The sequence below is a fragment of the Microbacterium galbum genome, from assembly GCF_032464915.1.
GTDB classification, from domain to species: Bacteria; Actinomycetota; Actinomycetes; order Actinomycetales; family Microbacteriaceae; genus Microbacterium; species Microbacterium galbum.
Window position 1 is genome coordinate 359,705 of sequence record NZ_JAWDIS010000001.1, and the last position, 25,308, is coordinate 385,012.

29 protein-coding genes and 1 riboswitch are annotated in these 25,308 nt (G+C 71.4%); of the genes, 14 read left to right on the forward strand and 15 right to left on the reverse strand.

What is annotated here, in order from left to right:
* The first annotated feature begins 6 nt into the window (after positions 1-6).
* The gene (locus RWH45_RS01800) at positions 7-285 is read left to right on the forward strand and encodes a hypothetical protein (RefSeq protein WP_315993214.1); all 279 of its coding nucleotides are present in this window, start codon (positions 7-9) and stop codon (positions 283-285) included.
* Positions 286-351: 66 nt separating this feature from the next.
* Here RWH45_RS01800 and RWH45_RS01805 read toward each other — a convergent pair whose 3' ends face one another.
* The 5 genes from RWH45_RS01805 to RWH45_RS01825 all read right to left on the reverse strand — a co-directional run bounded on the left by RWH45_RS01805 (position 352) and on the right by RWH45_RS01825 (position 4,838).
* A complete protein-coding gene (locus RWH45_RS01805; RefSeq protein WP_315993215.1) occupies positions 352-1,668 on the reverse strand; it encodes a hypothetical protein in 1,317 nt (438 codons plus the stop codon).
* Positions 1,669-1,797: 129 nt separating this feature from the next.
* Positions 1,798-2,121 carry a DMT family transporter gene (locus RWH45_RS01810; protein WP_315993216.1) on the reverse strand — a complete coding sequence of 108 codons (324 nt, stop codon included), beginning with the start codon at positions 2,119-2,121 and terminating at the stop codon, positions 1,798-1,800.
* A 14-nt stretch (positions 2,122-2,135) separates the two neighbouring features.
* A riboswitch (guanidine-III (ykkC-III) riboswitch) is annotated at positions 2,136-2,198 on the reverse strand.
* Between the two features lie 167 nt (positions 2,199-2,365).
* Complete coding sequence (locus tag RWH45_RS01815; RefSeq protein WP_315993217.1) at positions 2,366-3,226, reverse strand: CPBP family intramembrane glutamic endopeptidase; 861 nt, start codon at positions 3,224-3,226, stop codon at positions 2,366-2,368.
* Complete coding sequence (gene trmB / locus RWH45_RS01820; protein ID WP_315993218.1) at positions 3,223-3,945, reverse strand: tRNA (guanosine(46)-N7)-methyltransferase TrmB; 723 nt, start codon at positions 3,943-3,945, stop codon at positions 3,223-3,225. The genes RWH45_RS01815 and trmB overlap by 4 nt, the downstream gene beginning before the upstream one ends.
* Before the next feature lie 59 nt (positions 3,946-4,004).
* The gene (locus RWH45_RS01825) at positions 4,005-4,838 is read right to left on the reverse strand and encodes a DUF3097 domain-containing protein (protein WP_315993219.1); all 834 of its coding nucleotides are present in this window, start codon (positions 4,836-4,838) and stop codon (positions 4,005-4,007) included.
* A gap of 126 nt (positions 4,839-4,964) precedes the next feature.
* Here RWH45_RS01825 and RWH45_RS01830 point away from each other — a divergent pair, with 126 nt between their 5' ends.
* The 4 genes from RWH45_RS01830 (at position 4,965) to RWH45_RS01845 (ending at position 9,245) form a co-directional block, all read left to right on the forward strand.
* A complete protein-coding gene (locus RWH45_RS01830; RefSeq protein ID WP_315993220.1) occupies positions 4,965-7,073 on the forward strand; it encodes a TPM domain-containing protein in 2,109 nt (702 codons plus the stop codon).
* An 89-nt stretch (positions 7,074-7,162) separates the two neighbouring features.
* Complete coding sequence (locus RWH45_RS01835; RefSeq protein WP_315993221.1) at positions 7,163-7,918, forward strand: PspA/IM30 family protein; 756 nt, start codon at positions 7,163-7,165, stop codon at positions 7,916-7,918.
* A gap of 62 nt (positions 7,919-7,980) precedes the next feature.
* Positions 7,981-8,793 carry an arginase family protein gene (locus tag RWH45_RS01840; RefSeq protein ID WP_315993222.1) on the forward strand — a complete coding sequence of 271 codons (813 nt, stop codon included), beginning with the start codon at positions 7,981-7,983 and terminating at the stop codon, positions 8,791-8,793.
* A complete protein-coding gene (locus tag RWH45_RS01845; RefSeq protein WP_315993223.1) occupies positions 8,790-9,245 on the forward strand; it encodes a Fe-S oxidoreductase in 456 nt (151 codons plus the stop codon). Before RWH45_RS01840 ends, RWH45_RS01845 begins: the two co-directional genes overlap by 4 nt.
* Before the next feature lie 140 nt (positions 9,246-9,385).
* On the opposite strand, the gene RWH45_RS01850 is transcribed toward RWH45_RS01845, so the two are convergent.
* From RWH45_RS01850 to RWH45_RS01860, 3 genes are all read right to left on the reverse strand, one after another.
* Complete coding sequence (locus tag RWH45_RS01850; protein WP_315993224.1) at positions 9,386-9,850, reverse strand: SIP domain-containing protein; 465 nt, start codon at positions 9,848-9,850, stop codon at positions 9,386-9,388.
* Positions 9,851-9,919: 69 nt separating this feature from the next.
* Positions 9,920-10,630, reverse strand: coding sequence for a tyrosine-protein phosphatase (locus tag RWH45_RS01855; RefSeq protein WP_315993225.1), 711 nt, complete (start codon positions 10,628-10,630; stop codon positions 9,920-9,922).
* Positions 10,627-11,178, reverse strand: a complete 552-nt coding sequence (locus RWH45_RS01860) for a carboxymuconolactone decarboxylase family protein (protein ID WP_315993226.1) — start codon at positions 11,176-11,178, stop codon at positions 10,627-10,629. The genes RWH45_RS01855 and RWH45_RS01860 overlap by 4 nt, the downstream gene beginning before the upstream one ends.
* 177 nt (positions 11,179-11,355) lie before the next feature.
* On the opposite strand from RWH45_RS01860, the gene RWH45_RS01865 reads away from it, so the two are divergent.
* From RWH45_RS01865 to RWH45_RS01900, 8 genes are all read left to right on the forward strand, one after another.
* On the forward strand, positions 11,356-12,309 hold the full coding sequence (locus RWH45_RS01865) for an alpha/beta fold hydrolase (RefSeq protein ID WP_315993227.1): 954 nt from the start codon (positions 11,356-11,358) through the stop codon (positions 12,307-12,309).
* A 158-nt stretch (positions 12,310-12,467) separates the two neighbouring features.
* A complete protein-coding gene (locus RWH45_RS01870) occupies positions 12,468-13,979 on the forward strand; it encodes an ABC transporter substrate-binding protein (RefSeq protein ID WP_315993228.1) in 1,512 nt (503 codons plus the stop codon).
* Positions 13,976-14,926, forward strand: a complete 951-nt coding sequence (locus tag RWH45_RS01875; protein ID WP_315993229.1) for an ABC transporter permease — start codon at positions 13,976-13,978, stop codon at positions 14,924-14,926. Before RWH45_RS01870 ends, RWH45_RS01875 begins: the two co-directional genes overlap by 4 nt.
* The gene (locus RWH45_RS01880) at positions 14,923-15,792 is read left to right on the forward strand and encodes an ABC transporter permease (RefSeq protein WP_315993230.1); all 870 of its coding nucleotides are present in this window, start codon (positions 14,923-14,925) and stop codon (positions 15,790-15,792) included. The genes RWH45_RS01875 and RWH45_RS01880 overlap by 4 nt, the downstream gene beginning before the upstream one ends.
* On the forward strand, positions 15,789-16,655 hold the full coding sequence (locus RWH45_RS01885; protein WP_315993231.1) for an ATP-binding cassette domain-containing protein: 867 nt from the start codon (positions 15,789-15,791) through the stop codon (positions 16,653-16,655). The genes RWH45_RS01880 and RWH45_RS01885 overlap by 4 nt, the downstream gene beginning before the upstream one ends.
* Positions 16,652-17,443 carry an ABC transporter ATP-binding protein gene (locus RWH45_RS01890; protein ID WP_315993232.1) on the forward strand — a complete coding sequence of 264 codons (792 nt, stop codon included), beginning with the start codon at positions 16,652-16,654 and terminating at the stop codon, positions 17,441-17,443. Before RWH45_RS01885 ends, RWH45_RS01890 begins: the two co-directional genes overlap by 4 nt.
* Positions 17,444-17,534: 91 nt before the next feature.
* Positions 17,535-18,593 carry a M4 family metallopeptidase gene (locus RWH45_RS01895; RefSeq protein WP_315993233.1) on the forward strand — a complete coding sequence of 353 codons (1,059 nt, stop codon included), beginning with the start codon at positions 17,535-17,537 and terminating at the stop codon, positions 18,591-18,593.
* Positions 18,580-18,912: a protealysin inhibitor emfourin gene (locus RWH45_RS01900; protein ID WP_315993234.1), complete on the forward strand. Its 333-nt coding sequence runs from the start codon at positions 18,580-18,582 to the stop codon at positions 18,910-18,912. The genes RWH45_RS01895 and RWH45_RS01900 overlap by 14 nt, the downstream gene beginning before the upstream one ends.
* 343 nt (positions 18,913-19,255) lie before the next feature.
* Here the strand turns inward: RWH45_RS01900 and RWH45_RS01905 are convergent, their stop codons facing one another.
* The 4 genes from RWH45_RS01905 to RWH45_RS01920 all read right to left on the reverse strand — a co-directional run bounded on the left by RWH45_RS01905 (position 19,256) and on the right by RWH45_RS01920 (position 21,735).
* On the reverse strand, positions 19,256-19,867 hold the full coding sequence (locus RWH45_RS01905; protein ID WP_315993235.1) for a GNAT family N-acetyltransferase: 612 nt from the start codon (positions 19,865-19,867) through the stop codon (positions 19,256-19,258).
* Positions 19,868-19,935: 68 nt separating this feature from the next.
* Complete coding sequence (locus RWH45_RS01910) at positions 19,936-20,622, reverse strand: uracil-DNA glycosylase (RefSeq protein WP_315993236.1); 687 nt, start codon at positions 20,620-20,622, stop codon at positions 19,936-19,938.
* Positions 20,619-21,104 carry a phosphoribosyltransferase gene (locus RWH45_RS01915; RefSeq protein WP_315993237.1) on the reverse strand — a complete coding sequence of 162 codons (486 nt, stop codon included), beginning with the start codon at positions 21,102-21,104 and terminating at the stop codon, positions 20,619-20,621. The genes RWH45_RS01910 and RWH45_RS01915 overlap by 4 nt, the downstream gene beginning before the upstream one ends.
* Positions 21,105-21,189: 85 nt before the next feature.
* Complete coding sequence (locus RWH45_RS01920) at positions 21,190-21,735, reverse strand: hypothetical protein (protein WP_315993238.1); 546 nt, start codon at positions 21,733-21,735, stop codon at positions 21,190-21,192.
* Between the two features lie 345 nt (positions 21,736-22,080).
* Between RWH45_RS01920 and RWH45_RS01925 the strand changes: the two genes are divergently transcribed.
* The gene (locus RWH45_RS01925) at positions 22,081-23,166 is read left to right on the forward strand and encodes an AAA family ATPase (protein WP_315993239.1); all 1,086 of its coding nucleotides are present in this window, start codon (positions 22,081-22,083) and stop codon (positions 23,164-23,166) included.
* 70 nt (positions 23,167-23,236) lie between these two features.
* On the opposite strand, the gene RWH45_RS01930 is transcribed toward RWH45_RS01925, so the two are convergent.
* From RWH45_RS01930 to flgL, 3 genes are all read right to left on the reverse strand, one after another.
* On the reverse strand, positions 23,237-23,572 hold the full coding sequence (locus tag RWH45_RS01930) for an HU family DNA-binding protein (protein WP_315993240.1): 336 nt from the start codon (positions 23,570-23,572) through the stop codon (positions 23,237-23,239).
* Between the two features lie 430 nt (positions 23,573-24,002).
* The gene (gene fliW / locus RWH45_RS01935; RefSeq protein WP_315993241.1) at positions 24,003-24,419 is read right to left on the reverse strand and encodes a flagellar assembly protein FliW; all 417 of its coding nucleotides are present in this window, start codon (positions 24,417-24,419) and stop codon (positions 24,003-24,005) included.
* Complete coding sequence (flgL, locus tag RWH45_RS01940) at positions 24,416-25,303, reverse strand: flagellar hook-associated protein FlgL (RefSeq protein WP_315993242.1); 888 nt, start codon at positions 25,301-25,303, stop codon at positions 24,416-24,418. Before flgL ends, fliW begins: the two co-directional genes overlap by 4 nt.
* Positions 25,304-25,308 lie beyond the last annotated feature (5 nt).

The following is a 25,308-nucleotide window of genomic DNA, read 5'->3' on the forward strand; positions in this document are numbered from 1 at the left end:
CGCGGCATGAGCACCCCGACCTTCCCCCAGACCCCGTCCGAGCCCAGCGCACCGACTCCCGCGGAGCCGACCACGCCGGCGCCGTCCGAACCGACCGTCCCCCTCCCGCCCGAGACGCAGCCCGCCCCGGCGGGCGGGGTCGGCGACGAAGCGAAGGGGTCCGACGCAGCCGGCGCCTTCGCCGAGGACGACGACGAAGCGATCGGCTCGGCCGAGACGGTCGCCGACAACGCGGTCGAGGAGGCCGTGGTCGACGCGGTCGACCCGGGCGGACGGCCCGACTGAATCCGAACACACGCGAAGGGGGCGATGCCGGATCGGCACCGCCCCCTTCCGCCGTTCAGGCGAGGATCACGGGTTGCCGCGCGTCCACAGCAGGAGGATCGCGACGGCCTGCAGCACGAGGCAGCCGACGAGGATGGCGGTGCGCCGGCGCGGCGTCGACGACCATCGCTCGTCGCCCATGAGCGGTGCCATGGGCATGAGCAGACGGAACGTGCTCTGCTGGGGCAGGAACACCGCGAAGATGTACACGCCGTAGCTGAAGCCGTACGCGACGACCATGAGGCCGAGCTTGCGGACGGGCCGCGACCACATCAGCGCGAGGAACGCCACGATGAGGGCGATCACCAGCACGATGCCGACGACACCCAGGTGCGTACCCGCCTGACGGAACCACGGAGTGAAGGGCGTGAATTCGTCGTTGCCGACGTAGTCGAGCCACCACCCGAGCTCGGTGCGGATGTAGGCGTTGTGCGTACCCGTGACGAACTGGGCGATGTGGTTCCAGGAGAGCCCCGCCACCGCGATGACCAGCCCGGATGCCATGAGCGACGCCCATTCGCGGACCGGGAACGGGTCGACCCGACGGCGGAAGAAGCGCACGAGGAACACGATGCCCAGGGCCAGGCCCAGGGCGAGCACGCCCGGCCGCGTGTACGCGGTGATGAGGCCGATGGGCAGGATCCACAGATAGCGCCGCTTGATCGCCAGCAGCATGCCGGCGAACATCAGCAGCATGAACAGGCCCTCGCTGTAGCCGATCACGAAGAGGAACGACATCGGCGCGAAGGAGAAGAACACCACGGCCCACCACGCCGACTGCGGCTTGGCGACGGTGCGCAGCAGGACGAACAGCAGCCACGTGGCGCCGAGACTGGCCCCGAGGCTCAGCAGGATGGCGACCGGCTGCCAGCCGAGACCGGTCGCGCCCGAGATGACGCGCACCATCGTGGGGAACACCGGAAGGAACGCCCAGTTGTTGGGGAGGATGTCGCCCGAGACGTTCATCGGCAGCGACATCGGGTAGCCCTGGGCGGCGATCTGGCCGTAGCGATCGGCATCCCACCCGGTGAGGTAGTCGAAGAACGTGCCGAGACGCTCGCTGTCGGGGCCGAAGCCCCAGCGCGCCGCCTTGGCGATCGAGTAGAAGCCCCACAGGAGCCCGAAGTTCACCGTGCGCGCGATCGCCCACAGGATCAGGATGCGAGTGAAGGCCCCGCGCTCGATGGGGACGATGCCCTCGGGCCGGCGCAGGACGTCACTGCCGTACTGCCGCAGCGCGCGACCGACGCGGGATTCGCGCAGACGATCGAGACGTCGCGACGGACGCCCGATGACCCTCGACGGTTGCGTCGGGGTGACAAGCTCGCTCGGCGGTGCGCTCACTCGGAACCTTTCACAGGGGAAGACGAGGGCGAGTGACGACGGTGTCTGGCCCGGAGAAGTGCAATTGGGCGTGATCGTACCGGATCAAACTGACCGTTCCATCCGGTTGACTTCTGCGGAAACCCCAGGTCAGTGGGTGTCGCCCACGAGCTTCAGGCCGATCACGCAGCCGACCAGGCCGAGCACCAGGAGCACCTTCACCACCGAGATCGCCTCGGTGCCGGTCACCATGGCGACCACGACCGTCAGCGCGGCCCCGATCCCGACCCAGACCGCGTAGGCCGTGCCGGTGGGGATCTCGCGCATCGCCACGGCGAGCCCACCCATGGATGCCACCAGGGCCACGCCGAAGATCACGCTCGGCCAGAGCTTGGTGAAGCCCTCCGACCGACCGAGGGCGGTGGCCCAGACGGCTTCGAGGACACCGGAGAGGATGAGGATGATCCACGACATGACGATGCAGCTCCTTGGCCAGTCTTGTCGCTGTCCGGGTACTGATCCCTCGTCCGGGGGCGCGGTGGGCGTCCGGTGCCTAGGCTAGCGTCCGCGCCTGGGCAGGACCCGTGCAGCACGACTCGAGTGAACGCCGCCCCGCGGGGGAAACGCTCCGGCCGGGCGTTTCCCCCACCCCGGAGCGTTCACACGGGGTCGCCCGGGCCTCGGCCGCAGACGGGCTCCCGGCATCCGGCGTCCGGCATCAGATCAGGAAGATGGATGCCGCACCGGGATTGTGGGCGTGGACGAGCACGCCGAAGACCACGGCGTCGAAGAGCAGGTGCACCGTCACGACGTACCAGAGCGAGCGGGTCTTGAGGAAGAGGAAGCCCTGCACGATCGCGAACGGGATCGTGAGCACAGGTCCCCAGGCCTGGTAGCCGAGTTCCCACAGGAACGAGACGAACACGATCGCCTGCAGCAGGTTCGCCGTCAGGTCGGGGAAGTGCCGGCGCAGCAGCACGAAGACCGTGCAGATGAAGAAGAGCTCGTCCCAGATGCCGACCGCGCCGACGCCGACGAACAGCCGCGCGATGAGCTCCGGCGTCGTCACCTCGGGCCAGTTCATGTAGACACCGGAGGTGATGAAGTAGAACGGCAGGATCAGGTAGCCGAGCACGATGACGCCGGCCAGCCACGCCCACTGCCACCAGGTCCAGCGTCCGCCGCCGCGCCAGGGGAACGCGATCGCGCGATCCCGGTAGACGAAGCGCGAGATCACGTACGGCACGACGACCGCCCCGCCGAGAGCGAGCGTGAACCGCACGAAGGCCGCGTTGTCGAGCTCGGCGTGCAGCGGGATCAGGCTGACGATGAATTGGCCGATCGCGACGAGCGAGACGTCGCGGGCGATGCTCGGCTCATCGGAGCGGGCGAGGGCGACGCCGTTGCGGCGATCCACGAGAACGGCGGATGCCACGGCGAGAGCGAGCAGGACCCACCCGAGCCACACGACCTGCACGACGAACAGCACCGGGGCGGCGAGGCACACCAACAGCGCCGGGAGGAGCTTCGGCGTCCACGTGGAACGCTCGCGGACCGGCACCGCGGTGTGCGCGGTCACGGCGAGACCCGCGTGTAGGTGAGGTCGCGGATGTCGCGGCCGACCCGCAGCCCCTTCCGCTCGAACGCGGTGAGCACGCGCCCTTCGAAGCGCTCCGCCCACTCCCCCGCGAACGCCCGCTCGAACCCGGGCGCGGCGTCGAGCACCTCGCGCATCTGATCGGCGTAGTCCTGCCAGTCGGTCGCGAGGCGCAGGGTGCCGCCGGGGCGGAGCGCCTGGGCGGCGATGCGCGTGAAGTCGGGGGCGACGAGGCGGCGCTTCGTGTGCTTGTTCTTGTGCCAGGGGTCGGGGAAGAACACCCAGAGCTCGGAGGCGCTTGCCGCGGGCAACAGATGCTCGAGTGCCTCCGGCGCGTTGGCCTCGACCAGGCGCAGGTTCTTCACGCCCTCGCGGTCGGCGTCGAGCATCGTGCGGGCGAGTCCCGCGGTGAAGACCTCGACGGCCAGGAAGTCCGCGTCGGGATGGGCGGCTGCGGCCGAGACGATCTGGTGTCCCTGCCCCGAGCCGATCTCGACGACCAGGCGCGCCGCGCGACCGTAGACGGCGGCGAGGTCGACCGCGGTGCCGGCCTTCACGCTCGTGGCAGCGGCGGCGCGTTCGACCGGCAGCAGGTAGAACGGCGAGAGCTCGGCCCACGCGCGGTCCTGCGCCTCCGACATGCGGCCGCTGCGGCGCACGAACGACACCGGCTTGTCTCGGAACACGGGGGCGGAGTCCATGGCATCCAGGGTATTCGGCTGCCCCTCGGGGGTGTGGCGCACGGGCACCTTGCGGCCGCTCACGGGACGGTCACGAAATCGATGAGCTCCTCGACGCGGCCGAGCAGGGCCGGTTCGAGGTCGCGGAACGTGGTGACCCTCGACAGGATGTGCTGCCAGGCGCGGGCGGTGTCGGCCTGCTCCTCGGCGGGCCAGCCGAGGGCGCGGCACACGCCCACCTTCCACTCGATCCCGCGGGGCACCTCGGGCCACGCGGCGATGCCGAGGGCGCGCGGGGTGACGCACTGCCACACATCGACGAAGGGGTGGCCGACGATGCGCACGTGGGCGCCGTGGCGGCCGCGCGCGATCTTCTCGGCGATGCGCGACTCCTTGGAGTTCGGGACGAGGTGGTCCACGAGCACGCCGTAGCGGCGCTCTGCGGTCGGGGGCTCGGCATCCAGCTTCTCTTCGAGCAGATCGACGCCCTCGAGGAACTCGACCACGACGCCCTCGGCGCGCAGGTCTGCGCCCCAGACCTTCTCGACGAGCTCGGCGTCGTGCTTTCCCTCGACGAAGATGCGGCTCGCGCGGGCGGTGCGGGCGCGCTGGTCGTGCGCCGCGAACGAACCGGAGGCGGTGCGCGTGCGCCCCTTGGGTGCCGCGGCGGGCGCGGTGAGCACCACGGGCTTGCCGTCGACGAGGAACCCCCCGCCGAGCGGGAAGAGGCGGCGCTTGCCGAACCGGTCCTCGAGCTCGACGTTCATGCCCTCGACCCGCGTCACCGCGCCGACGTAGCCGTCGCCCGCGACTTCCACGACGAGATCCGCGGATGCCGCGACCTCGGCGGCCTTGACGCGTCCGGCGTCGCGCCATCCGCGGGCGAGCACGTCCGTTCCGTACCGGTCGTCCATGGTGGTGTACCTCCGAGCGTTCGAGCCTAGGCGTCGCGCCTGTCCGCCGGCAGCGGACGCGCCGCGCCTATCCCGGTGTCGGCGGTCGTTTATAGGGTGGATCCGTTGCGCACCGAAGGGGGATGCATGCGGGTGCCGAAAGTGGTCCGGGCGGTCGCCGTCGCCTTCCTGACGCTCGTCGCGATCCTGGGGGTGCCGCTCGCCGCGGTCGCCGTCCCCCCTCCCTCCCTCGGCTCGAGCTACGTCGTCGACCGCATCGACGCGCTCACCGATGCGCAGGAGGCAGAGGTGCAGTCGCGGCTGGTGGCGCTGTCGGAGCAGACCGACCTCGATCTGTGGGTCGTCTTCGTCGACGCCTTCACCGATCCCGCCGACGCGCAGGACTGGGCGAACGACACGGCCAATCAGAACAAGCTCGGACCGCACCAGTACGTGCTCGCGATCGCCATCGACGGTGACACGTTCTCGTTCTACCTCTCCGGCGACGTCGACGACGGGGAGCTCTCGGCCGCCCAGCTGACGTCGATCGAGCAGGAACGCATCCAGCCGGCACTGGAGGCCGGAGACGACGCGGGCGCGGCGATCGCCGCCGCCGACGGCATCCGCACCGCGCACGCGCAAGCCGGGGGTAACATGCCCGTTCCCCCTCCGACTCCCGCCACCGACAGCGGGCCCGCCCTCGGGCCGATCATCCTCGTCGCGGTGCTCCTGCTGGCCATCGCCGGCGTGCTGCTGTGGCTCTTCCTCCGCAAGCACCGGTCGGCGGCCACCGCGACGCCGCCCGCGGAGAGCGTCGACGACCTCGCCCGGCGCGCAGGCTCGGCGCTCGTCGCGACCGACGACGCCGTGAAGACCAGCGAGCAGGAGCTCGGTTTCGCCCGCGCCCAGTTCGGCGACGAGGCCGCGGCCCCGTTCGCCGACACCCTCGCTCAGGCCAAAGCCGACCTCGACCGGGCCTTCGCCCTGCAGCAGCAGCTCGACGACGACACCCCTGAGACCCCCGATCAGCGACGAGCCGGCTACGCCGAGATCCTGCGCCTGTGCCAGAGCGCCGACGAGGCCCTGGATGCCAGAGTCGCGGCCTTCGACGAGCTCCGCGCCCTCGAAGCGGACGCCCCGGCCGCCCTGCAGACCGCCCGCACCCGGCGCGAGGCCGTCGCCTCCGCCCTCGCCGCGGCGGAGCTCGAGCTGCAACGGCTGCGCGCCCGCTTCGCCGACGACGCGCTCAGCCCCGTCGCCGACAATCCCGCCCAGGCCCGCTCGCGTCTCGACCTCGCCGCCGCCCAGGAGACGGAGGCCGACGCCGCCCTCTCCGCGGGACGCGCCGGCGAAGCGGCGGTCGCCATCCGCGCCGCCCAGGCAGCCGTCGCCCAGGCCGACACGCTCGAGAAGGCGATCACCACCCTCGGCACCGCCCTCGATGACGCCGCTCGGCGCGCAGGGGCCCTCGTCGCCGAGATCGAGGGCGACCTCGTCGCCGCCGAGGCCCTGCCCGACCCCGACGGCCGGGTCGCCGCCGCGGCCGCATCGACGCGCTCGCAGCTCGACGCCGCGCGTGCGCTCTTCTCGGCCGAGCGTCCGAGCCCGCTGCGCGCGGTCGACGGACTGCAGCAGGCGAACGCCACCATCGACGGCGTGCTCGACGCGGCGCGCGACGCCGCGGAGCGCCGCCGACGCGCCGAAGGCCAGCTCGACACCGTGCTCGCCCAGACCCGCGCGCAGGTCAGCGCGACCGAGGACTTCATCGCGGCGCGGCGAGGCGCCGTGGGGCCGACCGCCCGCACCCGCCTCGCCGAGGCCGGTGCCGCGCTGGTGCAGGCCGAGCAGCTGCGGGCGAGTGATCCGGCGTCGGCGCTGACGACGGCCCAGCGTGCGGCGCAGAAAGCCGGCGAAGCCGCCTCGCTCGCCCAGAACGACGTGGGGTCGTTCGGCGGGAGCGGGGGCGGCGGCGACCTCATGGGCGCCATCCTCGGCGGCATCGCCATCAACGCGCTCTCCGGCGGCGGACGACGCCGTGGCGGCTTCGGGGGCGGCGGTCTCGGCACTCTCGGCGGGCTGGGCGGACTGAGCGGCCTGGGCGGCGGCGGATTCTCCGGCGGACGTTCGCGTTCCGGCGGCGGTGGGTTCGGCGGCGGGTTCTCGGGCGGCGGACGATCGCGCAGCGGAGGCGGCCGCGGCTTCTCGAGCGGAGGCGGCCGCGGCCGCGCCGGGGGCGGAGGAGGCCGACGCCGCTGATCCCCTCGCGGCACGGCCGCCGATCACAGAGAATTCGTAGCATCCGACACCAGACTCGACATCGTCGCCCTCAGGAAGGAACACCCCGCATGGCCAAGCAGTCCATCTTCGGTCGCATCTCGACCCTCGTCCGCGCGAACATCAACGCGCTCCTCGATCAGGCCGAGGACCCGCAGAAGATGATCGACCAGCTCGTGCGCGACTACTCGAACTCGATCGCCGACGCCGAGTCCGCCATCGCCGAGACCATCGGCAACCTGCGTCTGCTCGAGCGGGACCACCAGGAAGACGTCCAGGCCGCGGCCGAGTGGGGCAACAAGGCCCTCGCCGCCAGCCGCAAGGGCGACGAGCTGCGCGCGGCCGGCAACGTCGGCGAGGCCGATAAGTTTGACAACCTCGCGAAGATCGCCCTGCAGCGTCAGATCACCGCCGAGGGCGAGGCCAAGGCCGCCGCTCCCACGATCGCGTCCCAGACCGAGGTCGTCGACAAGCTCAAAGACGGCCTGAACGGCATGAAGACCAAGCTCGAGCAGCTCAAGGCCAAGCGCAACGAGCTCACGGCCCGCGCCAAGGTCGCCGAGGCGCAGAACAAGGTGCACGACGCGGTCAAGTCGATCGACGTCCTCGACCCCACCAGCGAGCTCGGGCGCTTCGAAGACAAGATCCGCCGCGAAGAGGCCCTCGCCGCGGGCAAGCAGGAGCTGGCCGCATCGAGCATCGACGCGCAGTTCAACGCGCTCGAAGACGTCGGCGAGCTGACCGAGGTCGAGGCGCGTCTGGCCGCTCTGAAGGTCGGCGGCCCGCAGCGCGCGGCGATCGACGCCCCCAGCCCCGACCAGCTCTGATCGACCCTCGAGCGCGCCGTCCGTCCACCGGGCGGCGCGCTCCCGTCTCCGGCGAGGACACCATGGCCAGATTCATCGTCGCCCCGCAGTGGCAGGGCTCCTCGTCGTCGCGTGCGATGCAACTCGTCGACGGTGCCGAGGCCATCGCCGGCGACCTCCCCCGCGCCTCGACGACGGTGCTCGACGCACCGACCGAGGCCGGAGACGCACAGGGCACGCGTGTGCACCGTCTCAGTGCTCTCGTCCGCATGCGCGAACGCATCGAAGACGCCGTCCGCGGAGCCGACGGGCCCGCCGTGGTGATCGGCGGCGACTGCGGAGTCGCACTCGGGGCCGTATCGGCCGTCGCGGGCGACGACCTGGCGGTGGTGTGGATCGACGCGCACGCCGACCTGAACACCCCGGAGTCCTCCCCCAGCGGGGCGTTCCACGGCATGGTGCTGCGCGCCATCGCCGGCGAGGGCGAGTCACCCCACCGCCTCGAGCCCGCAATCTCCCCCTCCCGCATCGTCCTCGCCGGAACGCGGGCCCTGGATGCTGAGGAGCAGCGCTACATCTCGGAGCACGGCATGCGTGTCCTCGCCCCTGCCGACCTGGCGGATCCCGATGCCCTCGCCGACGCGGTCCTCGCGACCGGCGCCGCGCGGGTCCACGTGCACGTCGACCTCGACGTGCTCGACCCGGCGGAGATGACGGGCGTCGCCCTGCCCGAGCCGTTCGGTGCGCGCGCGGCCGACGTCGTGGCATCCGTCCGCCGTCTGCGCGAACGCCTGCCGCTCGCGGGGGCCACGCTGACCGAGTTCTCGCCGTCGAGTCCCGCGGCGGCCGTCGACGACCTGGGCACCATCCTCCGTCTGATCGGAGCGCTCGCGTGAGCCCGATCCCCCGCCCGCCGGCCGGCTGGCGCGAGCGCGCCGATCGCGCCGTGGCTCGGGGTCGCCGTCTCGACCGGTTCATCCCCGGCATCCTGCTCGACTCCCCGATCAGCCGCGTCGGCTATTGGTACGGGTGCACCGTGGGATGGGTATGGGGCTCGATCTGGAGCACCGGGCGCATCGAGAGGCGCGGCGGCCTGTGGGTGTTCCGCGGCCTGCCCGCGTGGGCGTTCCCCCGCGGGGGCGTGTGCGTCGGCGGATGCTTCCTGACCGGCGACGACCGGCCCACCGACGTGGTCCTCGGACACGAGGCCGTGCACCGGCGGCAGTGGCAGCGCTACGGCTTCCTCATGCCCCTGCTCTACGCGCTCGCGGGACGGGATCCGCTGCGCAACCGTTTCGAGATCGAGGCCGGGCTCATCGAGGGCAACTACGTGCCCCGCGGCAGCTGACCCGCCGTCCGTTCACCGCCCGCCCCGCTCACCGCGGCCGCTACCGCGGATCGAGTGTCCAGGACACGCCGCCCTCACCCCGAGGATCCGGCGTGTCGTGGACACTCGACCGAGGGCGACGGGATCGCGCGGCGGCAGCGTCAGCGCGCGGTGGCGAGGCCGAAACGCTCGGGCGTGTGGATGGCGAGCGGATCGACGCCGTGGCGCGAGATCAGATCGTCGACGATCTCGGCGGTGCCGAGGTATCCGCCGAGCAGGATGACGCGGGTCGCGTCGTCGTCGCAGCAGAGCATCTCGCCCGCCCAGCCCGAGACCGCACGAGCGAGGGCCTGCCCCGGAGCGCAGCCACGACCCGTACCGGGCGCTCCGCCGCGGCGCGAACGGTCGAGCCACGCGATCGTCATGCGGGCGGGTGCCGCGACGCGACCGATCCACGACTCGTCGGGGACCTCGATGAACACGCGCCCGGTCGAGCAGATGGGCAGCGTCGCCAGGAGCGCCTCGAGCTCGGCGAGAGAGGTCTCGTCGGCGGTCACGAGGTGCTGCACGCGGGTGTGCCGCGACGCACGGCAGGCGGCGTCGTTGTGCTCGGAAGAGGTGGGCATGATGAGGTCGAGTATACCCCCGACAAAGGGTTGCCTAACCTGTGTTCCGGCTGGTGATCCACACGTGGATCACTCCACGAGCACCTCGCGCAGACGGTCGATCTCGGCATCCGTCATGCCGTGCGCACGCAGATACCCGGCGGCGGAGCCGTAGGTGCCGTCGAGATGCGCCAGCAGCGCGCGCATGGCCCGCGCCGGTGAGCGGGTCGCGAGATCCTCGGCGTGCACGTTCTCGGGGTGCAGCGCTCGGATCGCTGAGAGCACCCGCGCGTTGCGACCGGCGGGCAGCAGGCCTTCGGTGCGCGCGTAGTCCGCCACGACGGCCTCGGCGTCGACGCCCGCCGCGGCGAGCGCGATCCCGACCGTCACGCCCGTGCGGTCTTTGCCGATCGTGCAGTGCACGAGCACGGGCTGATCGACCAGGATGCCGCGGATGGCCGCGACGACGCGGTCGGCGGAGGCGTCGGCGATCTCGGTGTAGAGCTGCTCGAGACTGAGGTCGCGCGCGAAGAACGAAGCGACGGATCCCAGGAAGAGGGGCTCGTGCTGCACCTCGACGGGCAGATCGTCGAGCCGGCTGGGGTCGACGGCGAGCTCGCTCTCGTCGCGGAGATCGACGACGCGACGCAGGCCGATCGCGCGCAGGGTGTCGATGCCGTCGTCGTCGACTGCGACCAGGTTGCCCGAGCGGAACAGGACGCCCTCTCTGGTTCGGCCCGCGCCCGCCGGGAGCCCGCCGACGTCGCGGAAATTGACCGCCCCCGAGACCAGCGAGCTCACGCGGTGCCGTCCACGTGCACGTGCGGAGCGCGCGGCGCGGTCGTCGCGGGAGGAGCGGCATCGTCCGCGACGACAGCGCCCGCGGGCGTGCGGGGCGGTACCGGATAACGGCCCGCGATCGCGACGCGGTTGAAGGCGTTGATGGCCACGAGCACCCAGCTGAGGGCGACGTACTCGGCCTCGCTCAGGATGCCGCCCGCCTGGTCGTACACCTCGTCGGGGATGCCGTCCTCGTGGATGAACGTGAAGGACTCCGTCAGCTCCAGCGCCGCCCGCTCGCGGTCGTCGAACACGCCCGACTCGCGCCACGTCGCGATCTGGGCGATGACGTCGGCGTCGAGCCCCGCCTTCACGGCGCCGTCGACGTGGACGCGCACGCAATACGCGCAGCCGTTCAGCTGGGAGGCGTGGATCTGGACGATCTCGCGCAGCCGCGCATCGATGCCCGCGTCGGCGGCGAGCCGGCCCACCGTCGTCGAGAACGCGCGCAGCGCCGCGTACGCCTCCGGAGCCGACTTCGACAGGTGCACACGCCGTTCCTCGCCCATGGCGACAGCCTAGGACGACCGTGGTCGACCGGCGCGGGAACGGTCGGCGACACCTCGGCATCCGCCCGAGCCGCGGGAACCGGGGACGGGCCACCGCGCGCAGGATGCCGCGCACCGCGTGACGCCGCGCGGCACCCCGGTGGCGGCATCCGGGCGACGGGTGACAGGCTGAACCCCATGCCCGAGCTCGACGAGTTCTCGTTCCTCCCCGCCCAAGCCGCCGGTCTCGGCGCCGCCGTCCCCGCCGTCTCCCGCGTCGACCTCGCCCTCGCCGACGGGCGTCGATTGAGCGCGCTGCGGTGGGGCGCCGCTCCCCCGGCGGTGACGCTGCTGCACGGCGCCGGACTGAACGCGCACACGTGGGACACGACCCTGCTGCACCTCGGGGTGCCCGCCCTCGCGCTCGATCTGCCGGGGCACGGCGATTCCTCCTGGCGCGACGACGCCGCCTACGTCGGGCGCGTCCTCGCCCCCGACGTGGTGCGCGCGCTCGAGACCTGGACCGATCGGCCGCAGGTGCTGGTGGGCCACTCGCTCGGCGGTCTCACGGCGGCGGCCGTCGCGGCATCCCGTCCCGACCTGGTCTCACGACTCGTCGTCGTCGACATCACCCCCGGCGTCGATCCGAACGCGGGACCCGCGCAGATCCGCGCGTTCTTCGCCGGCCCGACCGACTGGTCGTCGCGCGAGGAGCTGGTGCAGCGCGCCCTGTCGTTCGGACTCGGCGGCTCACCCGAGGCCGCCGCGCGCGGGGTCTTCCTCAACTCCCGTGTGCGCGAAGACGGACGCGTGGAGTGGAAGCACCACTTCGCCCACCTCGCCGCGGCCGCCGCGAATGCGGCCGCCCGGACCGACCCCGCCGCGGACGCGGGCACCGAGCCCACGACCCCGGATGCCGTGCGCGCGGTGCTCGCGAGCACCGGGTGGGACGACCTGGCCGAGGTCGGCGCGCCGGTGACCCTCGTCCGCGGCGAGCGCGGTTTCGTCACCGAGACGGATGCCGAGGAGCTCCGGCGTCGCGTGCCCGGTGCGGGCGTCCGCGTGCTCGCCACCGGCCACAACGCGCAGGAGGAGGATCCCGCCGCCCTCGCCGCGCTCATCCGCGAGGTCGTCGCCGACGCCTCCGCGTGAGGCGGTCGGCGGAGAACCTCGCGTGCGCGCACCGTCATACACCGTCGCTCATCGTCACACGGGGCGATGAGGGAATGCCGGTGAAAGTAGGCTGTTTCCACCCCTGCACGGCATCCACAGCACTCGGATGCCCTCGGCCTGCGAAAGGACACCCCGCAATGCTGCGCCGCACCGCCCTCGCCTCGAGCGCGCTCCTGATCGGAGCGCTTCTGCTCACCTCGTGCACCGGCACCACCACCTCGCCCGGACCGGTCGGCGACCCCGACCCCAACGCGACCCTCACCGTGCGCCTGTCGCTGGAGCCGTCGAACCTCGACATCCGTCGCACCAGCGGCGCGTCGCTGGAGCAGGCGCTGATCGACAACGTCTACCAGGGTCTCGTGACCCGTGACGGCGACCAGGACAACGCGATCGTCCCCGCCCTCGCCACGGCCTGGGAGGTCTCCCCCGACGGCCTCACCTACACCTTCACCCTCCGCGAGGGCGTGACCTTCCACGACGGGAGCGCGCTGACCGCCGACGACGTCGTGACCTCGCTGCAGACGGCCAAGGACGACGCGACCGTCCAGAACAGCGCCGACCTCGCCGGAGTCGCCTCCATCGCCTCGCCGGACGCGACGACCGTCGTCGTCACGCTGGCGCAGCCGAACATCGACTTCCTCTTCGCGCTCACCGGCCGTGCCGGGTTGATCTTCAAGAACGGCGACACCACGAACTTCCAGACCGCGGCCAACGGCACCGGGCCGTTCCGCGTCGAGAGCTGGAGCACCGGGCAGAGCCTGACCCTCACCCGTTTCGACGACTACTGGGGGGAGAAGGCCGGCGTCGCCGAGGTCGTGCTCGACTACATCCCCGATCAGAGCGCCGCCACGAACGCCGCCGTCAGCGGTGACGTCGACGTCGCGCTCGAGATCGACCCGGAGCTGCAGAGCCAGATCGAGGGCACCGGGAACTTCTCGATCGAGTCGGGCCTGACCACCGACAAGGGCACCCTCGCCTTCAACAACGCCAAGGCCCCGCTCACCGATCAGCGCGTCCGCGAGGCCCTGCGCCTCGCGATCGACCACGACGCCCTCGCCGAGACGCTCGAGACGGCGCAGCCTCTGAACGGACCGATCCCCCCGCTCGACCCGGGGTACGAAGACCTCACCGGCAGCATCTCGTACAACCCCGACCGCGCGCGCGAGCTGCTCGCCGAGGCCGGTGCCGAGAACCTGAACCTGACGCTGACCATCCCCAACGTCTACCCCGGCACCCTCGCGACCTTCCTGGTGTCGTCGTTCGCCGACGTGGGCGTGACGCTGAAGGTCGACCAGGTGGACTTCTCGACCTGGCTGACCGACGTCTACCAGAACCACGACTACGACCTGAGCTTCGTGCGTCACGTCGAGGCGCGCGACTTCGGCAACTGGGCCAACCCCTCGTACTACTTCGGCTACGACAACCCCGAGGTGCAGAGCCTCTACGCCCAGGCGCTCGCGACCACCGACGAGCAGCAGTCCTCCGACCTGCTCGCCGAGGCCGCCCGCATCGTGGATGACGAGGATGCCGCCGACTGGCTGTTCCTGTCGACCCCGCGCACCGCGGTCGCGAACGACGTCGCCGGCTTCCCGAAGAACTCGCTCAATGTGCGTCTGCCGTTGGCGGGCGTGACGGTCGCGGCGGAGTGATCCGCTACACGCTGACACGGCTGGGCCTGCTCGTGCTGGGCCTGGCCGTGGCCAGCGTGCTGATCTTCCTCTCGCTCCGCGTGCTCCCCGGCGACGTCGCGCAGCTGGTCGGGGGCACCCAGGCGAGCCCGGACCAGATCGCGGCGCTGCGCGAGAGCCTGGGTCTGAACGTGCCGCTGTGGCAGCAGTACACGGCGTGGATCGGCGGCCTGTTCCGCGGCGATCTGGGCACCTCGCTGCTCACGGGGACGCCGGTGGCCACCGAGCTGCTCGACAAGGCGCAGGTCACCGTCCCCCTCGCCGCGATGTCGCTCACGGTGGCGCTCGTCCTCGGCATCCCGTTCGGTGTCGTCTCGGCGCTCGGCCGTCGCCGGGCCGGGGGGACCGCGCTGAGCGTCGGTGCTCAGGCCCTCGCCGCGGTCCCGGTGGTGTGGGCCGGGATGATGCTGGTCGTCGTCTTCGCGGTGTGGCTCGGATGGCTGCCGCCGCAGGGCTTCCCGCGCGCCGGGTGGAACGATCCGGGGGCGGCGGTGCGCGCCCTGATCCTGCCCGCCCTGACCATCGGCGTCGTCGAGGGGGCGATGCTGCTGCGCTTCGTGCGGAGCGCGACCCTGCAGGCGCTGGGCGAGGACTACGTCCGCACGGCCGCGGCCAAGGGGCTCACCCGCACGCGCGCGCTGCTGAGCCACGGTCTGCCCAACGTCGGCCTCTCGGTCATCACGGTGCTCGGTCTGCAGATCGCGGGCATCATCGTGGGAGCCGTCGTCATCGAGCAGCTGTTCACGCTGCCCGGGGTGGGCCGCATGCTCGTCTCCGACGTCGCCGGGCGCGATCTGCCCAAGGTGCAGGGCGAGCTGCTCGCCCTGACGGCGGTCGTCCTGATCGTGGGCGCCGTCGTCGACCTCGTGCACCGCCTGATCGACCCCCGCCAACGGGAGGCCGCATGAGCACCCTGAAACGCCTCCTCGCGCTGGGGACCGGCCGGTTCGGCATCCTCGTGGCGGGCCTGGTCGTCGTGGTCGCCCTGATCTCGCTCGTGTGGACCCCGTTCGACCCGGGGGCGGTCGATGCGCGCAACCGGTGGGCCGACCCTTCGTGGCCGCACGTGCTCGGCACCGACAACAGCGGACGCGACATCGCCAGCCTCCTCATGGCCGGAGCCCGCACGACGGTCGTCGTCGCGGTCGGCGCGGGGATCGTGGCGTCCCTGCTCGGCATCGCCCTGGCGGCGCTCGGTGCGCTCACCGCCCGGTGGATCCGCGAGAGCGTCGCGGTTCTGGTCGACATCCTCGTGGCCTTCCCCGTGCTGATCATCGCGATGATGATCTCCGCGGTCTGGGGCGGGTCCCTCGCGGTGGTCATCTGGTCGGTGGGCATCGGGTTCGGCGTCAACGTCGCCCGCGTCACGCGCCCCGAGCTGCGGAGGGTGCTGCACAGCGACTTCGTGCTCGCCGGGCGGGCGAGCGGGCTGTCGACGTGGCAGAACCTCACCCGTCACCTGCTGCCGAACGTGGCCCCGGTGTTCATCGTGCAGTTGTCGTGGGCGATGGCGGTGGCCGTGCTCGCGGAGGCGGGCCTGTCGTACCTCGGCTTCGGCGCCCCCGTGACGCAGCCGTCGTGGGGCGTGCTGCTGAGCGACCTGCAGGCGTACATCGCCGTGCACCCCCTCACGGTCGTGTGGCCGGGAGTGGCGATCACCCTCACCGTGCTCGGACTCAACCTGCTCGGCGACGCTCTGCGCGAGGCCGCCGACCCCACCCTCGCCGAGCGGACCCCGTCGGCGCGGACACCCGTTCCGGGGGTGGTCGCGTGAGCCTCGCGGTGAAAGACCTGCGCGTCGAGATCGGCGGGCACGCCGTCGTGGACGGTGTGTCGTTCGACGTCCCCGACGGCGCCCGCGTGGGTCTCATCGGCGAATCCGGTTCGGGCAAGTCGCTCACCGCCCTCGCGATCCTGGGCCTACTGCCCGAGGGGGCGCGCGCGACGGGCAGCGTGCGCTTGGACGACCGCGAGATCCTGAACCTGCCCGACGCCCGGCTCGCGGCCCTGCGCGGCGACGACATCGGCATCGTGTTCCAGGAGCCGCGCACGGCACTCAACCCGATCCGCACCGTCGGCCGCCAGATCGGCGAGTCCGTCCGCATCCACGAGGGCGTCTCCCGCCGCGAGGCCCTGCGCCGTGCGGTCGTCGAAGCCGAGCGGGTCGCCCTCCCCGACCCGGAGCGGCTCGTCTCGCGCTACCCGCACCAGCTGTCGGGCGGACAGCGCCAGCGCGTCGCGATCGCCATGGCCCTCGCGTGCCGCCCGCGCCTGCTGATCGCCGACGAGCCGACGACCGCGCTCGACGTCACCATCCAGGCCGGGATCCTGTCGCTGCTTCGAACCCTGGTCCAGGATGCCGGCATGTCGCTCGTGTTCATCACGCACGATCTGGCGGTACTGGCCCAGGTCGCCACCCACGCCGTCGTGCTCGAGCGCGGGCGGGTGGCCGAGGAAGGCGCGGTGACCGACCTGCTCCGCGCACCGTCGTCGCCGATCACGCAGGCGCTGCTGCGCGATGCGACGGCGACCCTCTGGCATCCGGAGCGCTCCGTCTCACGCGCTCCGGCGTCGAACGAACCGGATGCCGAGATCCCGGCGGCGGCGGACCGCAGCGACGGCGAGGGGGAACGGTGAGCGACACGGTGATCCGGGCGCGCGGGCTCTCGCGCGACTACCTCGCGCCGCGCACCCGCGGCTTCGGTCGCGCCGAGCGCACCGCGGGACTCGCCGACGTCGATCTGTCGGTCACGGCGGGCTCCGCGGTGGGGATCATCGGCGAGTCGGGCTCGGGCAAGTCGACCCTCGTCCGTCTGCTGCTGGGTCTCGACGTGCCGAGCGCCGGGAGCGTCGAGGTGGAGGGGCGTGTCGTCGACGGCCGCGGCTCCGCGCGCTCGCTGCACTGGCTGCGGCGTGCGACGGGCATCGTCTTCCAAGACCCGTACGCCTCCCTCGACCCGCGCATGAACGTCGGGCGCATCGTGGGCGAGCCGCTGTGGGCGCTCGGCATCGACGGCGACCGTTCGCAGCGCGTTCGCGACGTGCTCGAGCAGGTGGGCCTCGACGCCGACATGTCGGCGCGCTTCCCGCACGAGTTCTCGGGAGGCCAGCGGCAGCGCATCGCCCTCGCGCGGGCGATCGTGCATCGTCCGCGCATCCTCGTGGGCGACGAGCCGCTGTCCGCCCTCGACGTCACCGTGCGCGCGCAGATCCTGCGTCTCATCGCGCGGCTGCGCGCCGAGGAGCAGCTGACGCTCGTGCTCGTCTCGCACGACATCGGCGTGGTGCAGAGCGTCTGCGACCAGGTCGTGGTTATGAAGGACGGGCACATCGTCGAGCAGGGTCCCACCGAGAAGGTGCTGCTGCAGCCGCAGGCGGCCTACACCCGCCAGCTGCTCGCGTCGATCCCGACGCTGCCGGCCTGAGGCTCCTCCCCCGTTTGCGTGAGTGGGAATCCGCTCACAGGTCATGGGCAAGGGATGCCGCGATGTCGGGGGTCGGCGTTAGCCTCGCCCCATGACCCCCGGTATCGTCCCCCCGTTCCTGCTCGACCGCCTCGCGCAGACCGACGACCCCCGCCTCGCGCGGGCGGCGGCCGCCGCGCGCAAGACCCTCGCCCTGCCGCGTCCGCCCCGCCCCACGCGTACGCGCCTGCGCCTGTCCATCGAGGGCGACGCGCTCGTGGCCGAGACCGGCCCCGCCCCCGATCGCGTCATCTCCGACGCCGCCAACACCGAGAACCTGCCGGGGCGTCGCGTGCGCAGCGAAGACGACGCGCCCACCGGTGACAGCGCCGTCGACGAGGCGTACGACGGCCTCGGCGAGACCTACGACTTCTTCTGGGACGCGTTCGCGCGCGACGGCATCGACGCGGCGGGCGGATCCCTGCTGGCCACGGTGCACTACGGCGACGACTACGACAACGCGTTCTGGAACGGCGAGCGCATGGTCTTCGGCGACGGCGACGGCGACGTGTTCGTCGGCTTCACGCGCTCGCTCAGCGTCATCGCCCACGAGCTGGGTCACGGGGTGACGGAGGCCGCCGGAGGACTCGAGTACCAGGGGCAATCGGGGGCCCTGAACGAATCGCTGTCCGATGTGTTCGGCGCCCTCGCCGAACAGCATCATCGGGGCCAACGCGCCGACGAAGCGTCCTGGCTCATCGGCGCGGGTATCTTCGCCGCCGCGGTGCAGGGCGAAGCCCTGCGATCGATGAAGGCCCCGGGCACCGCATACGACGACGACGTGCTCGGGAAAGACCCGCAGCCGGGCCACATGCGGGATTACGTCGAGACCGAGGACGACAACGGGGGCGTGCACATCAACTCCGGCATCCCCAACCACGCGTTCTACCTCGCCGCAACGGCTCTCGGCGGCTTCGCCTGGGAGCGCGCCGGGCTCATCTGGTATCGCACGCTCACCGGCGGCGCGCTGTCGCCCACGGCCGATTTCCTCGCCTTCGCCTCGGCGACACTGCGCACCGCCGCCACGGAGTACGGTGAGGAGTCCGAGGAGGTCGCCGCCGTCCGAGCCGCATGGGCCGGGGTCGGCGTCGTGAAGGATGCCGCAGCCTGACGCCGACACCGCCGAGCACGAGCGTCTCGTCATCGTGGTGGTGCGGTCGGGCGGCATCGCCGGACTGTCGAAGCAGTGGCGCGCCGAACCCGCACCGGAACGTGTCCCGCACTGGCGGGACCTCGTGGAGCGTTGTCCGTGGGACGCCGCGGAGGCCCCGTCGACGGGCGCCGACCGGTATCAGTGGCGCATCGACGTCCACCGGGGCGACACCGCCGTGCATCGCGCGCGCCTCGGCGACGGGCAGATCGAGGGACCGTGGCGCGCGCTCGTCGATGAGGTGCGCCAGGCCGCGGCGCCTCCATCGCGAGATTCCTGAACCTCGGCGGCGTGGGCCCGAGCGCAATCGCGCGACACGAGGGCGGACACCGGACACAGACGCGCGAGCGCTCGGCGCGGGCGGACACCGCGAACACGGGCGCACTCGCGCGACGCGAGGACGGGCACCGCGAACACGGGCGCACTCGCGCGACGCGAGGGCGGGCACCGCGAACGTGGGCGCACTCGCGCGACGCGGGGGCGGACACCGCGAACACGGGCGCACTCGCGCGACGCGAGGGCGGGCACCGCGAACCGAGGCGTGCGGGCGCGACGCGATCGTCGCTGCGCTGAGTCCGCCTTCCCGAGGGCACGGCATGCGGCGATCGGGGTATCCCGACCGCTCAGCCGAACAGCTTCCGCCGCTTCTTCTTCGACGGGATGCTCTTCTGCAGGTAGACGACGCCGAGCCAGCGTCCGAATTTGAAGCCCACGCGCCCCATCCGCCCGACCTCGGTGAAGCCGAGCTTCTCGTGCAGGGCGATCGACGCGTCGGCGCCCTTGTCGCTGATGGCCGCGACCATCTCGCGGATGCCGAGGTCCTGGCACGCGGCGATCAGTGCCTCGAGCAGCGCTCGCCCCAGCCCTTTGCCGGCCGCGGCCTGCCCGAGGTAAATCGAGTTCTCGACCGTGTAGCGGTAGGCCGACTTGGACTGCCACGGTTGCACGAGCGCGTAGCCGAGGATCTGGCCGCTGGGCGACTGCGCCACGAGGAAGGGCAGGCCGAGCTTGTGCAGGGTGGCGAACTTGTCGCGCCACTTGGCGATCGTCCAGGCCTTCTCGTCGAAGGTCACGACGGAATTGCGCACGTAGTAGTTGTAGATCTCGCGGATGTCGGGGATGTCGGCCTCGGTGGCCGGGCGGATCTCGAACGAGAACGGCCTCTCCGGCTCGGGCGCGCGGCGCAGGTGCGCGGGCAGACGTCGACGGCTCTTCTCGTACTCCTCTTCCAGCACCCCGCCACTCTACGGGCGCGGCGGTTTCGGGCGTGTGTCTGCCATCCGTCCCGCGGGGCGCGGGGGCGTCAGGCCGGAAGCCGCCAGTCCACGGCATCCGCGCCCTGCTGCTCGAGCAGAGCGTTCACCTGTGAGAACGGGCGCGATCCGAAGAATCCGCGGCTCGCCGACAGCGGTGACGGGTGCGGTGACGACACCGTCGCCGTCGCGCCGAGGAGCGGCGCCAGGTTCATGGCATCCTTCCCCCAGAGCACGGCGACCAGCGGCTGCTCGCGCGCGACGAGCACCCGGATGGCGTGCTCGGTCACGCGCTCCCACCCCCACCCGCGGTGGGATGCCGGCTGCCCGGGCGCCACGGTGAGCACCCTGTTCAACAGCATCACGCCCTGCGCCGACCAGGCGGAGAGGTCGCCGTGCGGCGCGGGGGCGATGCCGAGGTCGTCGTGCAGCTCTCGGTAGATGTTCGCCAGACTCCGCGGGAGCGGCCGCACGTGCGGGTCGACCGCGAACGACAGCCCGATCGGATGGCCGGGCGTCGGGTAGGGGTCCTGCCCCACGATGAGCACCCGCACGGCATCGAGAGGGGTGCGGAAGGCCCGAAGGACGAGCTCACCGGCCGGGAGATAGGGCGCCTTCTCGGCGCGCAGTCGCTCCCCCAGCGCCGCGATGTCGTCGGCGACGGGGGCGAGGGGCTCGACCCACGAGGCGTCGATGAGTCCCGCGTCGGCGAGCTCGGCGAGCGACTTCGCCGTCACGCGGCGTCTTCTTCGTGCACCGATCCCTGGTGCGACCACGGGAAGTCGATCCAGAGCGAGGTGTCTTTCCAGGCGTAATCGGGCTGCACCACGGTCGTCGGCTTGGTGTAGATGACGGCTGAGCGCGCCTCGGCCCCGTGACGATCGAGCAGCTTGATGGCCAGATCGAGGGTGCGGCCGCTGTCGGCGACGTCGTCGACGAGCAGCACACGGCGCCCCGAGAGGTACGACAGATCGAGCGCCGGAGGCAGCACCTCGGGGGCATCCAGCACCGTGCCGACACCGGTGTAGAACTCGACGTTCAGGGCACCGCAGTTCTTCACGCCCAGGCCGTAGGCGATCGCCCCGCCGGGCAGCAGACCTCCGCGCGCGATTGCGACGACCACCTCGGGGTGGAATCCGTCGGCGACGATCGCGCGGGAGATGTCCCTCGTCGCGATCCCGAAATCGTCCCAGCTCAACCGTTCGCGTTCATCAGCCACCCGCGGGCCCCTCTCATCGTCTCCCCTCACCCTAGGGCGCACGGCCTCCCGCACCCGTCCGGAGACGGAGGTGCGGGGGCGCTGCTCACGGTCGGGAGCCCACGGGCAGCAGCATCGCCGCGGTTCCGGGGATGTCGACGAAGCCGATGCTCGCCCAATGAGCACGGCGGGCGGCGACATCGGCCGGATCGACCACCGGTCCACCCATCGCGGCGGGAAACGCCGCCGTCAGGAGGATCGCTATCGTGTCTCCGTCGAAGACGCGGGCGACGCCGCGGACGAGCGCGTGGCTCACGAGCGAGCCGACCGCGGCGTCGATGTCGACGGAGGAGATCACGCACAGGCTGTCGGTGAACAGCGAGGACTCGTCGATCATCGAGATCAGCTCGCGATCGGCGAACGCGGATCCGATCGACGACAGGTCCGGCACGGCCTCGCGCAGTTGTTCGGCCCAGGACGGATCGGCGTAGTGGACGCGGTGGAGCGTCGCGGCCGTCAGGACACGGGCGCCCGCATCCGCCTCTTCGCCGGAGCGGATGACCGCACGCCAGACTTCCGGCTCGGTCCGTCGCTCGTCGATCCGGACGGTGAGATGGAGCGCCATCGCTCCGACGTCGGCGTCATCGTGCATGTGCCCCCCAGGGGTCGTCGCGCGTCATCCGGTCGCCGCCCCTCGTCATTCGATCCATCGTTCTTCGTCTTTCACGGGCACTGCACGCAGGAGTACCGCAGGGCCGCGAGCGGCGCCGGTCGTCGCATTCGGCCCTCTCACCCCCGCCGCGTTTCCACTCCTTTTCGAGTCGTTTCGCGCCCCCCGTGCTCAGCCGACCCCGCAACGCTCCCGTCTCCCGTTCCTTCACCGCAAATGGTGTTGCGGCACGCCTTCCGGGGCTTACATTAGAAAGTACTCATCTCATTCTTAGGGTATTGACAGCCCTTTCGGAACGCCCCTTCCCCCCTAGAGGAGCACGACCACGTGAGCAGCACCTACATCGAGACCGGCGGTCAGGTCCGCGTCTACGATTCCGCCGTCAAGGCTCACGATCGCCTTCCCCTCGGCACCTATCGCGTGCGCTTCAGCAGCAAAGAGGGCTTCAGCCTCGTGCGCACGGCGGATCTCGCCGTCGGCGCGGAGAAGGTGTACGGACAGCGCGAAGCCAAGGTCGACAAGATCTTCCGCACCTACGCCCGACTCGACCGCAACCTGGGCGTGATGCTGTCGGGGAACAAGGGTCAGGGGAAGTCGATGTTCCTCCGCATGGTGGCGGAACGGGCGATCGCCCAGGAGCTGCCGGTGGTGCTCGTCACCGAGGATGCCGACGGCATCGTCGACTTCCTGGACACCCTCGACGAATGCCTCGTCATCTTCGACGAGTTCGAGAAGGTCTTCGCATCCGGTCGCGGTCACCTCGCGGAGCCGAACCGCCAGAATCAGTTCCTGACGCTCTTCGACGGGATGTCGTCGGTGCGACGCATCTATTGCGTGACGGTCAACGACGTGCAGGACGTCAGCCACTACATCGTCAACCGGCCCGGTCGCTTCCACTACCACATGCGTTTCGACTACCCCGGCCCGGACGAGGTGCGGGAGTACCTCGCCGACCAGGCCCCGCACGCCGCGCCCTCGGAGGTCGAGAACGCCGCACTGTTCTCGCGTCGGGTGAACCTGACGTACGACCACCTGCGGGCGATCGCCTTCGAGATGAATCACCCCGAGGCGAAGTTCTCCGAGATCGTCGAAGACCTCAACATCAAGGCGATCGAACCGAGTACCTATCGCGTCGAGGCGAAGTACCCCGACGGCACGATCCTGGCGGACGAGTCGGTGCTCAACCTGCACGAGCGCAGCGATGTGCAGCGCACCATCGAGCTGCGCAGCACCCAGCGCACGCTGTTCTTCTCGTTCGCCCCGCGCGACGTCGTCTTCGAGGACGACGGCAGCATCTCGATCCCCGTCCACACGATCGACGCGATGGACGAGGACGAGGAGATGCCCGACGAGCTTCCGGCGCGGATCACTCTGACCCTCGTGGGCCAGGTCAGCTACTCGTTCGATCGCTGAACACGACACCGCGCTTCGCGCGATCTCCCACGCGTCGGCGTGGGACCGAGGATGCGCGCCGCGCGGGCTATCACTCGTCGCGGGAGCGGGGCGGAACCGTCACCCTCTTGTTGACGTCGCGCGTCGCCGAGAACTTCAGCACCGCGTAATCGTCGACGTGCCCGCGGGCGTGGGCGTCGTCGCGGATGTTCAGGACGACGTCGTGCCCCTTGTGCGGCTGTGCGTAGAACTTGCCGAACCCGGTCAGCGTGACGCGGTTGCCCGCGTTGACCAGCTCGAGGATCTCCTCGAAGATCGCGTCGTACGCGAGCTGGGTCGTCCGCAGGGACAGACCCGCGCGCTTGGACACCCGCTGGACGAACTCGCGCTTGCTCACCTTGGGCTCTTCGGACCTCGTGACAGGCATATCTTCACCATCCAATGCTCTTGCTCGTGAACGAGCGTATGTGTCGACCCTCCGACCGGCATCGGGGTTGCCGAACGGGGACGACAGGTGGACCGTGCTGCGACGCGTGAGCGGATCCTTCGGGTGAAGACGCCGGCGGTACGCGTCGTCGCCCGCCGAGGTGGCCCGTCTCCGCGGACGCGACAGACGCTCCGGCGGCGCGTGCGCACTGCCGGTCTCGCCGCCGACGCCCCCTCGGAACCGAGGTCACGCACCGCGGGCTGACTCCGACCCGCGCCCCTTCGGGAGGGCGCACACCGCGTTCGGGTTGCGGTGCTCGTCGGTTTCTGCTCGTTTTCGTGATGATCTTAGCGCCTCGCAGCACCTTCCGCGCGAGATATTTCGCCGCGGATCCCCGCGGTCGCCCGTGCGGCTCGGGGTACGCCGGCGGTCAGGCCGTCCCCAGCTGCGCGCGCAGAGGGTACGACGTGTCCTCGAAGATCAGCTGCGCCGCCGATCCCGTCCGCGCGTTGATGAGGACGGGCGCACGCAGGTTCACGAACACCCCCTCCTCCGAGGGATTGGCCACGACGAACAGGCGGACGGCATCCTCGTCGGCGCCGACTTCTCCGCGCATCCCGGCGGTGATGCGCGGGCGATAGTCCGCGACCACGGTCGCGGGGTCGACGAGGAACAGCCGCACCTCGTCGCCCCTCGAGCGCAGCGAGTACAGCCCCCGGGCGCCCTCGATGCGCGCGAGACGGAAAGAGGTGAGCGGGCCGAGCCCCGGAAGGGATGCCGCGAACTCCACGTCGAGATCGCCGAGCTCGGCGGTGGTCCCGGGGGCGGTCGTCGGGGAGGTGGTCATCGCAGGAACTCCAGGAGGTTGGTCTGCAGGGTCTTCGCGGTCACCTGCAGGGCGGATTGATACACGAGCTCGGCGGATTGCAGGGCGATGTACACCTCGAGGGTGTCGACGTTCTCGACCTCGGCGCGGCGCGCCTCGAGGTCGACGGCGACGCTGGTGTTCGCCGCCGACGCCCTCTCGATCTGGGCCTGGCGGGCCCCGGCGACACCCCGCGCCGTCGCCAACTCCTTCAGGTGCGCGTCGATCGTGGCCAATCGCCGTCCGACCTCCTCGCCCGCGCGCAGATCGGCGGCGATCGCGCGCAGAGCCGCGAAGACGCTGTCGGTACCCTCGCCGAACACCTGCGCGCCGTCGAGGTCGACACGCACCTGCTCGCCGTCGGAGAGGCGCCGCTGGACCCCCGCACCGCTCGTGCCCGAGAACGCGAAGGTCGCCGGGTCGAAGGCCGAGCCGCTGTCGTCCGTCCCCGCGAAGACCGTACGTCCGAGCACCGTCGTGTTCGCCTGCGACAGCAGCTCGGTGCTGAGACTGTCGAGTTCGGCGGCGATCGATTCCCGGGCCGACGCGCTCAACGCGCCCGAGTTGGCGCCCTGGGCGGTGAGGTCGCGCGCGCGGTTGAGCAGGTCGATGCTCGCTCCCAGCGCCGTGTCGGCGATGGTCACCCAGGCGAGACCGTCGCTGATGTTGCGAGCGTACTGCGACGTGCGCGCCTGCTCGCCGTGCACCCCCAGAATCGCGGCGGCGGCCGCCGGATCGTCGCTGGAGGTGCGGATGGCGCGCTGCGAGGTCGCCTGATCCTGCAGCCGCGCCCGGTCGGCGAGGCCCGCCTGCAGGGTGCGCAGCGCCTGCTGATTGACGGTGCTGCTGGTGATGCGTCCGATCATGGCCA